This is a genomic window from Botrimarina colliarenosi, assembly GCF_007859955.1.
Classification (GTDB): Bacteria; Planctomycetota; Planctomycetia; order Pirellulales; family Lacipirellulaceae; genus Botrimarina; species Botrimarina colliarenosi.
In genome coordinates this window covers 24,381-38,696 of sequence record NZ_SJPR01000010.1, presented here as the reverse complement: position 1 = coordinate 38,696, position 14,316 = coordinate 24,381, and the positions used below count along the sequence as shown (strand labels likewise).

The following is a 14,316-nucleotide window of genomic DNA, read 5'->3' as shown; positions in this document are numbered from 1 at the left end:
TCTCCCTCGGCAACACGACCGGCCATGACGACGCTCCGCGGTGGGGGGACGGAATCACCCCACTCTACCGACGCCCCCTTCTTCGCGCAAGCTGCTTGGGAACGAATTTCTAACTCAGGACACTAGCGCCGACGGCTCAGAAACGTGGGGACTTGAGCCGTCGGCGCTATCCGCGGGTGACCCAGGTAAGGGGCCTCCTTCGCCCTGAGCCGCTCGGGGCTCGGCTAGCCCCCGGACCTTCTGCCGCCGTAGAATACAGCCTTCTGCCGCCCGCCCCGCTAGCACACCGCCACCGCCTTGGCCGAATCGACCGAACCGACGCCGATCCACCTGCCCAACCCGAAGCTGGCCGCGCTGCTCGCGTGGCTTTTTCCGGGGCTGGGGCATCTCTACCAGGGACGGCGGGCCAAGGGCGTACTGTTCATGGCCTCGATCGTCGGCCTGTTTGTCGCCGGCATGGTGATCGGCGGCGGCAAGGTGGCGTACGCCTCGACGCTGCCGCTGAGCCCCGTGCCGGGGTACGTCTACGACGGCTGGCCGTTCATTTGCCAATCGGGCATCGGCGTCGTGGCGATCCCGGGCTGGATCGAACGCTCGCGTTATCTCGAGGGCGAAGGGCCGCTGGCGATCCCGGCGCTCTACCCGCCGCCGACCGGTGAGCGCGCCGCCCGCGCCCCGGAGGCCGAGCTCTCTTCGATCGATCAGTCAGGCGCGACGGTCCGTCATCCCGACGGCCCGGCCAAGCGACGTTACGACCTCGGCTTCCGCTTCGAGGTGGGGATGGTCTACACGGTCATCGCCGGGCTGCTCAACTTGTTGGTGGTGTACGACGCCCACTCGGGGCCGATGCTCACCGACCCTGAGAAGCCGGAGGAAGAGGACGCCCCGACCGACAGCTAGCGCGTCGGTCCGCCCCCACCCTTACAGAAACCCTTCGCTCGCCAACCAAGAAGTCGATCGGTATGGAACTGCTGCCGCTGCTCGCCGAGGTGAACCGCTTCGTCTACGCCCCGTTCTTGCTGGCGGCGGTGAGCTTGGTCTATGCCGGGACGCGCCACGAGGACCTCGGCGCGATCCTCCGCCACGCCGGCAGCTTCGGCGCCTGGACGGTGGCGTTCATGGTCGCGGTCGCCGCGGTGATTCAAGTCATGGCGTTATTTCAGTAAGGCGTTCCGTCCGACGCGACTGGTTTTCATGACGCGGGCGCCACGTTGACCGACACCGACGGAGGGAAATCGGCATGAGCAACCGGCACGCGTGGATTGCCGTCGTCGCGATGACGTGGCTGCTTAGCGGCGCCGCTTGGACGGCCGCTGCTGAACTGGCGGGCGATCCAACGGCGATCCGGGTCGCCATCTACGAGCACTCGCCGCGTCCCGACGCGAAGGGCCCTACGAACCTTGAGCGGCTGCTAACGCCCGCCGCGGGTTTTGAAACGCGACGCGTGTCCGCCGAACAGATCCGCGAGGGCAGCCTTGGCAAGGCCGACGTCGTTGTCTTTCCCGGCGGTTCGGGGAGCGCGCAGGCGAAGCGGCTTGGTCCCGAGGGGCGCGATGTTGTGTGCCGCTTTGTAAGTGACGGAGGCGGCTACGTCGGCATCTGCGCCGGCAGCTACCTCGCCTCGTCGCAGTACGATTGGTCGCTTCGCTTGATGCGCTCGCGCGTCATCGATCGCAAGCACTGGGCCCGTGGTTCGGGAATCGTGCAGTTGTCGCTTTCCGACGAAGGGCGAGCCTTGCTCGGCGTCAATGACGCAACGGCCGAGGTGATGTACGCCCAGGGTCCGCTGCTCGCGCCGGCGATCGAGCCGGGCCTCGCGCCGTACACGCCGTTGGCGTTGTACGAGTCGGAGATCGCTGAGAAGGGGGCGCCCGAAGGCGTCATGGTCGGCACCACGGCGATCGCCGCGGGCGCCTACGGCAGGGGCCGCGTCTTGTGCTTCAGCCCCCACCCTGAGAAGGCCGAAGGGCCGCACCGGTTTATCGAGTCGGGCGTCCGGTGGGCCGCGGTGGGTCTCGACAGCGAACGCTAATCTCGTTCGCGGCTGGGCGAGGCTCCCCCCCCTCGCGCCACGGGCAGTCGAACACGCCGGCTGTGGGGGTTTCCCGCAACGCGGGTGCGTATTGGGAGTGTGGCGCGGCGCACACCGCTCGATCCGGTTGCAGCGACTGCGATGTCCTTGCGTGCGGCGGAGCCCCACCAAGTGCGTAGAGCTTTCAACCTAACGGCGGGGCCGGGCGAGGCCGTCCTAGACTTGCATGAAGAATTCGCGGCGTTCCCGCTAATTTCAGCTTGGAGGAACGCCGGTACCCGAATCGCAGCGCCTCGCCGGCTTTATGCCCAACCCTATCGAACAAGCCGACACGGTCAGTCGGCTCCATGTCGAGTCGAACAACGCAGGCGAGCTCCGCGCGCAGCGTGTCTGGCGTCTCGTCGTTGTGCTGTGGATGACGTGGCTATTCTTCACGTGCTATCTCTGGAGCCGGTCTTACGAAACCGCGGCCTGGGTTTGCTTCTTGGATTCGGCGCTACACCTCCTCATCTTGGTGGGGAGCTGGCGGAGTCGGAATTATCAGCTGATCATGAATCTGAACCTGGCCGCGAGTGCGGTCGGGCTCTTCTTGGTGTCGATCTCCGACCCGGCGATGGGGTCGACGATGCTCTTCTTCCCCGTGTCGATCCTGGTCGCCTCTCAGCTGCTAGGCGTCCGCGACGCGTTCTCATGGCTGATTGTCAACATCGTTGCGTTCGTGTCGTACATGGTGGTGGTGCACGGCTTCTGGGAGACCTTTACGACCTCCAATGTCGATGAGCTGGTGCTCCTGTTGGGAGTCGCCGCATGCACCTTCTTCTGCTGTCACCAGGGAGAAGCGTTCTACAAGGAACGGACGCTCAACCTCTTCAACCTGAGCGAACGGCTCCGCAAGAAGGGCGAAACGCTCCACAAGCTCGCCACGACCGACGCCCTGACGGGGCTCATCAACCGATTTCAGTTTCAGGTGCGGCTGAAGGACGCCCTGAACGCCGCGTCGCCGAGCGGCGATCGGGTGGCGTTGTTCCTCATCGATATGGACGGATTCAAGGAGATCAACGACACCCTCGGCCACCCGATCGGCGACGAGGCGCTGATCGAGATCGCGTCGCGTCTGCGGAACGAGTTTGGTGACTACGCCGACGTCGCCCGCTTGGGTGGCGACGAGTTTTGCATCATCTACCCACGGGTCTTGGGCGAGGACCAATCCGAAAAGATAGCGGAGCACATTTGCTCATTCTTGACGCACCGGTACGTCCTGGAGGACGCCGAGTTCCCGATGGGGGCGAGCGTCGGCTATGCGATCTTCCCCGATCACACTCGCTCCGACCATGAGATGCTGTCGTTTGCCGACACGGCGATGTTCCACGCGAAGGCGAAGCGCCTTGGGCACGCTTGCTACCGGTCGGAGATGACCGACCGGTTGGTCGAGTATCGATCGACCCAGGAACGCCTGTCGGGCGCGCTGGAGCGGGGCGAGTTCTTCATCGTCTACCAGCCGAAGGTCGATCTCCAAACCGGCGTCATCCGCGACGTCGAAGCCCTCCTGCGGTGGCGTTACAACGGCGAGGTCATCCCGCCGTACCGGTTCATCTCGCTCCTCGAGCAGAGCCGAGAGATCATCCCCGTCAGCAACTGGATCGCGACGCAGGCGTGTCGTCAGATCGCCGAGTGGGAATTGCAGGGCTACAAGGTCGGCGTCTCGATCAACGTCAGCGCCGTGCAGTTCAAGGACGACGAGTTCTGCGACATGATCGCGGCCGCGATCAACGAGGTTGGCATCGACCCGCGAAGTCTCGAGTGCGAGATCACCGAGGGCTTGCTGATCGACAACGTCTCCGAGGCGGTCGACAAGCTCGTCCAGATCAAGGAGATGGGGGTCCGCATCAGCATCGACGACTTCGGTACCGGCTACTCGTCGCTCGCCTACCTGCGGCAATTCCCGATCGATACGCTGAAGATCGACCGCGCCTTTATTAAGGACATCCCTCACGCCGATGACGGCACGATCGCCTCCAGCATCATCGTGCTCTCCAAGGCGCTCGGGTTGAATGTCATCGCCGAGGGGGTCGAGACCGACGAACAGATCGAGTTCCTCAAGCACCACGACTGCGACGAGTACCAAGGCTATTACATGAGCCCGCCCGTCTCGCCCGAAGAGATTAGCGTGCTGCTTGAGCGGCACAACAGCGGCGCCCCACGGGAGTCGGTTGACGACGAGGTCTTCGTCGGCGGGTCGAACTGATTGGCGGTCGCGCGCCTACTTGAAGCAACTCCGTCGCACTAGGCGGCGTGATGAGCGCGCCGCCGAGTTCCCTTTTCGCGGCCACTACGGCGACCTCTTGTTCGCTTAGTTCGACTTTGTTTCGCAACGCGAAGTCTCTTGCGCGCGAACGTCGGATCGTTGCGTCGCATCGCGCAAGAGCGCTGGTCGTTGAGGCGCCAGGGGCGGCTTCGGTTGAAACTCTTGCGCAATCGTCTATGTCGTCGCCTTGCCGGCTGACTAGTATCAGGTGGCGCCGGTCGTAGCGAATGAAGATATCCGCGAAATCGCGGATGATCCTCGGAACCGTCGCTAGATCGGCTATACCAAATGGCTCTGCACCTCGGCGACACAACCCGGCGGATTGATCGCCGATGATTCTGTAAGCCCCCCCACCGCAAGCCCCGAGCAGCGATGATGCAGGACACTCTTTCACGCGTCGTTGATTGCCTCGCAGCGACAACGCGCTACCCCAAGCGGCTCCTCACGCCCGACGCCGATCTCGAGACCGATCTCGGTATCGACTCGGTGAAACTCGTCGAGGTGATCATCGCCTTGGCGGATGAGTTCTCGATTGCGATTCAGAACGAGCAACGCGACGCGTCGGTGCGGACCGTTCAACAGCTCGCCGACTGGGTCGAGGGCTTCCTCGGCGCCGAGGGGGCGCCCCCCGAGGCCGCCCCTCCCGTAGCGACCACACCAACCCCGGCGGCTCCCCCGGCGAAGGCGCCGGCGGAGCCTGTGCAGCCCGTTGCGCGGTCGAATGGACATGACGGAGCCCAAAACCGATTCGACTCCGCGGCGCCAGCCGTCGGCCGCCCCCACGTGTCGGTGAACGATGGGGCGGTGAACGGCGGGTCGGCCCCGCGTCCCGTCGCCCAAACCTCGGGGACGCCGGCGTGGGGAACGCCGCCCCCCGCGCAGAATGGCGGCCAAACGAAACCGCTCGCCGGCCGGATCGCCTTGGTGACCGGCTCGGGACGTGGCGTCGGCAAGACGATCGCTCGCTTCCTGGCCCAGCGCGGCGCGACGGTGATCGTCAACTCGTTCCACTCACGCGATCAGGGCGACGCGACCGCTGAAGAGATCCGCGCCGCCGGCGGCTCGGCGACGCACATCTGGGGTTCGGTCGCCAATCCGGCCCATGTCGAGTCGTTGTTCGAACAGATTGAAGCGACCTACGGCGGGCTCGACATCCTGGTCTGCAACGCGTCGGACGGCCGCATCGGCTCCTTCATGGACCTGACGTCCGAGGATTGGGATCGGGCCTTCCGCACCAATGTGTCGGGCCACCATCACTGCGCCGTCAAGGCGGCCCGGCTGATGCGGGCGCGGGGCGGCGGGTCGATGGTGACGCTCTCCGCCGTGGGAGCCCACCAGTACATCGACGGCCTCGGCGCTCAAGGCATCGTCAAGGCGAGCGTCGAGTCGCTCACGCGTTACCTCGCCTGCGAGCTCGGCGGTTTTGGGATCCGCGTGAACTGCGTCTCCGGCGGCCCGGTTTACGGCGATCTGATCGAGAAGTTCCCCGAGGCCCGCGCCAAGCAGGACTACTGGGAGTCGATCATCCCCGATGGGCAGCTGTGCAACCCGCTCGAGCTCGCCGAGACGATCGCGTTCCTGGTGAGCGACGCGGCGCGCGGGATCAACGGCGCCGTCTGGATGGTGGATCACGGCTTCTCGGCCACGGCCGATGGGCAGCGCGCGCGTCGGGTCGCACCAGCCTTGGCTTCGGCGCCGCCGGCGATGGTTTAATTTTATCTGTTACCGTAGGAGAACGAGCGTGTGCTACTTCGCAACTGAGTACACGATTCATTTCGATGACACCATGGCGTATGGGAGTCATCACTTTCTCACGGGATTCAAGTTCCAGTGCGCGTCACGCGAGTCGTACCTCTTTGGCGAGGCGATCTACGACCTGCCGGGGGTCCGCGAAGCGCTCGACGGGATCTACCTGCTGACATCCGACGCGTACTCGCGTAACCTGAGTCCGACGACGATCGGCGACCGCGTCGCGATCCTGCTGACCCTCGAAGACTGGGGCCGCGCGAGCGCCCGGTTCTGCTACCGGGTCATCAGCGAGAAGGGCGAGCCCGTCGCCGCCGGCTTCCAGACCCTGGTCTGCGCCGACGCGAAGACGAGCGAGCCGATCGTGATCCCCGAGCCGCTCCGTGCGGCGATGGACCGGATGCCGGAGATCGAAGAGCCCGCGGCCGCGCTATCGTTCCGCGACCGGGCGCTCGCCGGAGGCTCGAAGACCGAATCGCTGTTCGACGCGTCCGCCCGCGACGCCGCGGCGCGTTTCCTCAGCGAGCGCTATCCGAAGCCGCAAGTCGTCGCGGTCGATCGCCCCGCCCTAGCCGATGCGGAGGTCGAGCAGCCGGCCGAGCGCGAAACCCCGGCGCCGGCGGCGTCCGAGGCTTGGGTCTTCTCCGGCCAAGGCGCCTTCGACGCCGCGCTGCTGTCGTCACGCGTGACGGCTTACCGAGAGATCGACCCCTCGAGCGAACTCGACCGTTGCGTCGCGGTGGTCCGCGCGGCGCTCCAGCTCGACCTCGAGCCGGTCCTCAGCGGATCGGCCGAGCGCTGCGCCGCGGCGGTCAAGGCGACGCCGGAACTGTCGCAGCCGGCGATTTTCATTCAGAGCTACCTCGGCGCCTGGTTGCAGCGTTCTCACGGGCTGCGGCCCGCGGTGCTGCTCGGCCACAGCTTCGGTGAGATTGCCGCGATGGCGGTCGCCGGGTGCTTCGACTTGCCGACCGGCGTCCGCGTCGTCTGCGAGCGCGTCCGCGCCGTCGCCGAAAACGCCCCCGCCGGAGGAGGCCTCCTGGCGATCTCTACCGACCGGTTGAACGTGGCGACCGAGGCGTCGCTTCTCGGGTTGTCGCAGGTCGTCATCGCGGGAAGGAATCACGATCGCCAGACGATCGCCTCGGGCCCGTTGGATCAGCTCGAAGTGCTGGCCGGCCATTTCCGCGGCGTCGGGGTGGCGTCCACCCTGGTGCCGACGCCGACGTCGTTCCACCACCCCCACCTTCGCGCGGCCGCCGAGGCTTGGCTCGAGGAGTTGCGGCGTCTCCCGATCGCAGGCCCGAGCCTGCCGGTCTATTCGCCGATCGGTCGCCGCTTTATCGACGCCAACGAAGACATCGCCGCGACGCTCACCTCACAGCTGCTGCTGCCGTTCGATCTGCAGGGCGCCGTCGCCGATCTGATCGAGTCGGGCGTCACCCGCTTCATTGATTGTGGATCGACCGGGTCGCTGGCGAACCTGCTCAAGAAGGCGTGCCCCGAGGGTTTCGACGTGCGTCGGGCCGAGCCGACCGGCGCCGCTCCCGCTACTCCTCCCGCCTCACCGCCCGCCTCACCGCAGGCCGCTCCCCCCGTCGACAGGCACGAACCCGCGGCGGCAGTCGCCGCGTCGTCGTCAGCGTCTGTCGAAGAGCCCAACGCGCTGGGGGGCGTGCCGATCGCGATCGTCGGGCAGGGTTGCCTGTTGCCGGGGGGGGCTGACTCGCCCGAGGCGTTGCTCTCGGCGATCACCGAGCAACGATCCGGGCTGGTGGATCAACGACACTTCGACCCCTATTGGTCGGAGGACTTTTACTCGGAGAAGCTGGTCTCGGACCGCTCGACCTCGCACCTGACGGGCCGGGTGAACGACGAGGACATCGCCGTTCCGGACGGGGTCGACCCGCAGTTGTTCGCGTCGTTCTCGCGGACTCAGAAACTGTTGTGCGTCGCCTTAGCGCCGTGCGTCGAAGGCCTCCGCGGCGCGGACCGGGTGCTCTGTCTGGTGGGGGCGACCGCCGACGGCTTCGAGGATCAAGACGTCGCCTCGTCGTTGCGTTACGCAGGGATCGACCCGGCGAGCGGACCCGTTGACGAGCGTCTTCACACGGCCGCCGCCGCCTTCCGCGAGCCGCACGACACCGTCCAGGAGGTGTTCGATCACTTGATCCGCCCGGGGCTGCGGGTCGTTCTGGTCGATGCGGCGTGCGCTTCGTCGCTGTACGCCATCGCGCTGGGCATGCGATCGCTCGAGGTGGGGGAGACCGACGCGGTGATCGCCGGCGGGGTGTTCTGCCCGGGGCCCGGCAATAGCTGCCTCTTCTCGCAGTTCAACGGAACCACCTCGACCGGTTGCCGTCCGTTCGACGCGGGCGCCGACGGCGTGGTCTTCTCCGAGGGCGCCGCGCTCGTGACGTTGCGACGCCTGTCCGACGCCGAGCGGCTCGGCCTGCCGATCGCCGCGGCGCTCACCGGCGAAGGCCTGTCGAGCGACGGCAAGAGTTCTTCGGCGAACGTCCCACAGACGCACGGGCAGATCCTCGCGCTCGAGCGCTGCTACCAAGCGTACGGTCTCGACCCGGCTTCGGTCGACGCCGTCGAAGCCCACGGCACCTCGACGCGGGTCGGCGACGGCACCGAGGTCGAAACGCTGCGACGGTTCTTCGCCGATCACGTCGACCAGCCGCTGCCGATCCACAGCCTCAAGGGGCTGCTGGGCCACGCCGGCTGGGCCGCTGGAGCGGCGTCGGTGATCGCGGCTTGCCAGTACCTGCGGGCCGGCTTGTTTCCTCGGCAGGCTTACTTCAATCAGCCGGCGCCGAACGTAACGAAGGCCCAAGAGACCCTGCGGGTGTTGGAGCAAACGCTGACCCTCGGCGACGGCCGTTGCCGGCTTGCGGTTGATGGCTTCGGCTTCGGCGGCGCCAACGCCCACGTCGTGCTCGATCGGCCCGACAGCCGTAAGCACACGGCCCCCCGTCTTACGGCTGTCGACAGTGGCGAAGAGATGGTGTTCGTCGCCGCGGCTTCGATCCGGCCCACCGCGACCGTTGACGGCGTCCGACGGTTCGACCGTGAGACGACCACGCCGCCCGAAGACCGCGTCATGCTGCCCGATCTGCAGGACGACCTGGACATCAGTCAGATCCTCACGATGAACCTGATGGAGGCGGTGCAGAACCGGCTCCCGCAGCTGCCCGACGGCGCGAGCCGCGAGACGGCCATCGTGCTGGCGCTGAGCGGGAAGACCGAGCGCGGCGTCGAGGCGACGATGCGGGTCTTGGCGGGCCGACTCCGTCGTGACCTGGCGGGGCTCGACAGCGAGATCGCCCGTCTGGACGACGCCTGCGAGCGCTCGCGTCCTTCGGGCGCGTACACGCTGCAGGCGATGATGCCCAATGTCTCCTCGGGGCGCGCCGCGCTGCACTACAACCTGAACGGGCCGAACTTCGTCATCGACGCCGGACAGGAGTCGTTGGAAGCGTCGTTGGACTCCGCGTCGCTGCTGCTCCGCGGAGGCCCCTGCGGTGGGACGCGGGTCGTGGTGGTCGCGACAATCGCCGCGAGTCCTTGGCGTGTCCCGCCCCTCGATGGCAAACCGGCGGAGGACGAGTTCGCCGCCGCTTTCGCCGTCACGACGCGACGCTACGCCGAGGAGCACGGCCTGCCGATCCTCGCCACGCCGCAGGAGCTGCCGTTCGATCTGGCGGCCGCTGCGCCCGAGTTGACCGCCAAGCAACGGGTCGATCGGCTCCTCGATTCCCTGACGGCCGAACCGAACGGTTCCGTCGCGGCTGAGCCCAGCGAGAACGCGGCGCCGGCTGCTCCGCCGGCGGACGCCGAGTTCCCGCTCTACGAATCGGTCTGGGTCGAGGCCCAGCCGCAAGGAAACGAGAGCACTGTTGCGACGCCTGCCTCGGCAGTGGTGATCTCCACCGGTGACGACGGCGAGGTGGCCGAGCTCATCGCGCAGATGCAGCGACGCACCCAGCGTTACTTGATCGTGGTCGCCGGCCCCGGGGCGAGCGGCGTCGCGATGCGGAGCAACGATAGCCGCGTGCTCGCGGTTGATTCCGTTGACAGCCTCCAGGCCGAGTCGGTGCTGGACCGTATCGACGATTTCGCGCCGGATTGGCTGCTGGGCGTCGCGTCGGTTGACACGTGGGATTTGCGCTCGGCACTTCATCGGACGGCCGACGAGAATCATTTGGCGGAGCTGCTCTTCCTGGTCTGCAAGCGGAGGCGGCAGTTCTTGGAGAACGGTTCGCTACAGATCGCCGCGTTGTTCCTCGACGCGTGGCGAGGCACGCCCCACGCCACCTCGGGCGGGGCGGCGGGATTGCTCAAAGCGGTCCAGCGCGAACTCCCCAAAGCGACAATCAAGATCGCCTGCACCCGCGACCGCACCCTGGGCGAGGCGCTCGAGAGTCTCGAAGAAGAGCGGCGCCTCGGTGACCGCGACAAAGAGGTGGTCTACGACGGCGCCGTGCGGAAAGTTCGGCGTTATCGGCCGACGGAAAACGTCCGCGACCCGAAGCCTCCGGTGACGCTGAACGCCGATTCGGTCGTCGTCGCGACCGGCGGGGCGCGCGGCGTCACCGCCGTGATGGTTGAGGCGCTCGTGAAGGACTACAGCTGCAAGATCATCGCCATCGGGCGGAGCGAGCTCGAACCACCGCCCGGCGATTTGAACGACCCAAATCTAGAAACGGCTTTCTACGACCAGTACGCTGAAGCGAACCACACCGCGTCGGGCGCCGACATGAAACGCGCGTACAACAGCGCGTTCGCACGGTGGGAGGCGTACGAGACGATCCGCTCACTATCCGCCAGCCAAGGGACCAGCGCCCAGGGAAGCGTCGAGTACATCGCCGCGGACATCACCGATAGCGACGGAGCGGCCCGCGCCATCGAGGCGATCGTCGCCAAGCACGGGCGGATCGACTTGCTCGTCCACGGAGCGGGGGTCCAGACCTCCAAGCGGTTGGAGCATCGCACCCTCGAAGACTTCCGCCGGACCTATTCGGTCAAGGTCGCGGGGCTCCGGAACCTTATCGACGCCTGTCACGAGCGTTTCGGGACGGTGGTCCCGGCGCACGTGCTGACCTCGGCTTACAGCGTCTTCGGCAACGACGGCCAGCACGACTACGGCGCGGCCAACGAGACCCTCGACCGGCTCTGCGGGCTCGCGGAGTCCGGCCGGCCCTGGTCGAGCATCGGCTGGCTCGCCTGGGACGGCGTCGGGATGACCCGCGGCAGCGAGTACCAACACCTGGCGGCCGAACGCGGCCTCTCGGGCGTGACGCCCGCGACGGGCCAAGCGATCTTCCGCCGTGTGATCTCCGGCGCGTCGCGGGGGACCAACTTCTTGCCAATGGCTCAGACCGAGCACGTGCGCTACGAGATGCCGACGGTTCCCGCTTCGCGGGCCGGGGCAGGGGGGCGGTTGCTGGAGATTGACATCGACCTCTCGAGCATCCCGTGCCTGCCGCACCACTTGGTCCGCGACGTCCCGACGCTGCCGGGGGCGTGGATCCTCGACCGCCTCGTTTACGCGGCGCTGATGTTACGAGGCGACTCGACGGGGCTCTCGGCGGCGGTGGCGACCAACGTCGCGTTCCACCGGTTCGTCAAGCTCATGGCGGGCCGCGACGTCCGGTTCCGCACCGTCGTTGAGCAATCGGGAGACGGCGCGGTCGCTTGGCTGCTTGGCGACATCGTCCACCCCAGTGGCGACACCTTGGCGCGCGACGTTGTCTTTGCCGAAGCGCAGATCGCTTGGCAGGCCAGCGACTCGCCCCTCGCAACGCCGACGCAAGGCCTCGGCCCGAACAACGGCAGCGACTCGGTTCTCGTCGCGAGCGATCCCTACTGCGACGGGCACCAAGGCCGCGTCGCGCTGACGGGCCCGTTCGATTGTGTCCGGGACATCTCGATGGGCCCGCGCGGCCGCCGCGCCGTGTACCACGCCCTCCCAGCGCATCGCAACGCGGGGGTGATCCCAACGTACTTGCTCGACTCGGCTTGGCGGGTCGGCGCGATGTACGCGAAGCCGGGGTCGGACGAGCTCTACGTCCCGGTGCGGATGGGCCGGCTCGTGCTGCCGCTCTTAACCGATGCCCGCTCGGCGGACCAGCCGTGCTGGGAAATCCGCACCAGCGCGCCGCGGCTCGTCGAGGGCCAGGTCCGCTGGGACCGCACCGAGGCGTTCAGCGAAGCGGGCGGAACGGCGCTGGTCGTTGAAGACTCGCTCGCCGCCAAGATGGACTGATCGGCTCGCCGACGATTCGACTCGCAGATCGGCCCGGCGCTGCTAGCACCCGGCGCTAAACCGTCGCCGTCGTATGCCGAATGGTCCGTTCGCGTTGAGTCTACCGGTTCGAATGACAAGGGTGCGTAGGGGTTCTCCCCCTAACCGATGAGTCCGGTAGGCCGAACTGGGCGCGTCGTGTCTCAGTCCGTCTACGAAGGGAAGCGGGGCTCAGACACGGAAGCCTGAGCTCGCTCTGACACGCCCTCAAGACAGGGCCCTCGAGACAAGGATGTCGCGATGCTGCGCTCACGCCCCGGCCTTTTTTTTGGTCTCTCCGCCCTCGCCTTCGTCGCGTTGGGGTCCGAGCGGGCAAGCGCTCAAGGCATTTACGCCCCCGGGATCGGCCCGGTGAACCGCTCGATGGGGTCCGCCGCGGTCGCCGCCCCGCTCGACGGCATGGGGGCGATCAACTGGAACCCCGCCACGCTCAGCGCCTTCGAGCAATCGGAGCTCAGCTGTTCGGTCGAATTCCTGATCCCGAACATCGACGCGTCGTCGTCGGTCGCCGGCCTGGGGGCGGGTTCGACAAGCTCCGAATCGGGCGCCACCCTGCTGCCCAACATGGCGTGGGTTCACAAGACGGCTGACCCCCGTTTGACGATCGGGTTCGGGGTTCTATCGGTCGCGGGCTTCTCAACCAACTACGACGCCGACCCGACCAACCCGATCCTGGCGCCGCAGCGGACCGCCGGGACGTTCCCGCTCGGCGGGTTCGGGCGCGTCGCTTCGGAAGCCTGCTTCATCGACTTCTCGCCGACCATCGCCTACGCGATCACCGATCAGTTCTCCGTGGGAGTGGCGCCGGTCTTCACGATGGCGAGGCTCAGCGTCGAGCCGATGGTGTTCGCGGGGCTGGACGACGCGAATGGCGACACCATCTCGACCTACCCCCGAGGAGCGGGCGAGCGGTACTCGTGGGGCGGCGGCGCCAACTTCGGCGCCTACTACATCCACGACTGCAACTGGCGTTTCGGCGCCGGCCTGAAGACGCCCCGCTGGATGGAGAGCTTCCGCTTCAATACCGAGGACGAGGTCGGCAATCCCCAGGTCGCGAAGTTCAACTGGGAACTCCCGATGGTTGTCTCGCTCGGCACATCCTACAACGGGTTCGAGTCGACTGTCGTCGCGCTCGACGTCAGGTACATCGATTACGACAACGCCAACGGCTTTGGCGACAGCGGGCTCAACGCCGACGGTTCTTTAGTGGGGTTGGGATGGCGGAGCGTCATGGCGGTCGCGATGGGCGTGCAGCGTCAAATCAGCGACACCACCTTCCTGCGGGCCGGATACGTCTACAACCAAAACCCGATCCCCGACAGCGAGACGCAGTTCAACCTGGCGGCGCCGCTCCACTACCAGCACACGATCAGCGGCGGCCTAACCTACCAACCGACCCGCTGCATCGCTCTGCACACGAGCTACTCGTACACGCCGTTGTCAGAGATCAGCAGCTCGATCGTGCTCCCCCCCAACGCCCCGACGAGCACGCCCCCGATCGCCGTGCCCGGCTCGTCGGTGACAAGCTCGCTCAGCGCCCACGCGCTCGACTTTGGGGTCACGGTGCGGTACTGATCCCGCACGGTCAGCGAACGACGGAACGGTCCGTCGTGGAGGGCGACCGTTCCTCCGTTCCTCTACCGCGGGCCCTTCGCCCCGCCGGTTCTCCCCGGCTAGAATTGCGGGGCGACTCAAAAGGGCCGACCGCGGCGCCGCGCCGAGTTTGGCGTCCCGGCCTTTTGCAGTTACAACACCATCTGCCAAAGGCGTTTGGCGACGATTTGCGCCCGTAGCTCAATTGGATAGAGCACCGGTCTTCGGAACAAAAAAAGGGTGTCTCTAAACACCGAAGGAAACGCGAAAACACCTTGTTTTTAAGCGTTTTTGTGCGTAGGGCATCGGTTTAGTTAGACCCGGTAA

7 protein-coding genes are annotated in these 14,316 nt (G+C 66.7%); all 7 read left to right on the top strand.

Features of this window, described 5'->3' with window-relative positions; all coding sequences use genetic code 11:
• Nucleotides 1-297 precede the first annotated feature (297 nt).
• Nucleotides 298-900: a DUF6677 family protein gene (locus Pla108_RS20100; RefSeq protein WP_146446777.1), complete on the top strand. Its 603-nt coding sequence runs from the start codon at nt 298-300 to the stop codon at nt 898-900.
• A gap of 62 nt (nt 901-962) precedes the next feature.
• Nucleotides 963-1,166, top strand: a complete 204-nt coding sequence (locus Pla108_RS20095; protein WP_146446776.1) for a hypothetical protein — start codon at nt 963-965, stop codon at nt 1,164-1,166.
• Nucleotides 1,167-1,240: 74 nt separating this feature from the next.
• A complete protein-coding gene (locus tag Pla108_RS20090) occupies nt 1,241-2,032 on the top strand; it encodes a BPL-N domain-containing protein (RefSeq protein WP_146446775.1) in 792 nt (263 codons plus the stop codon).
• A gap of 304 nt (nt 2,033-2,336) precedes the next feature.
• On the top strand, nt 2,337-4,277 hold the full coding sequence (locus Pla108_RS20085) for a putative bifunctional diguanylate cyclase/phosphodiesterase (protein WP_146446774.1): 1,941 nt from the start codon (nt 2,337-2,339) through the stop codon (nt 4,275-4,277).
• A gap of 435 nt (nt 4,278-4,712) precedes the next feature.
• Nucleotides 4,713-6,050, top strand: coding sequence for an SDR family oxidoreductase (locus Pla108_RS20080; RefSeq protein ID WP_197526749.1), 1,338 nt, complete (start codon nt 4,713-4,715; stop codon nt 6,048-6,050).
• Nucleotides 6,051-6,078: 28 nt separating this feature from the next.
• On the top strand, nt 6,079-12,357 hold the full coding sequence (locus tag Pla108_RS20075) for a type I polyketide synthase (protein ID WP_197526748.1): 6,279 nt from the start codon (nt 6,079-6,081) through the stop codon (nt 12,355-12,357).
• A gap of 279 nt (nt 12,358-12,636) precedes the next feature.
• Nucleotides 12,637-13,971, top strand: a complete 1,335-nt coding sequence (locus Pla108_RS20070) for an OmpP1/FadL family transporter (RefSeq protein ID WP_146446771.1) — start codon at nt 12,637-12,639, stop codon at nt 13,969-13,971.
• Nucleotides 13,972-14,316: the final 345 nt, after the last annotated feature.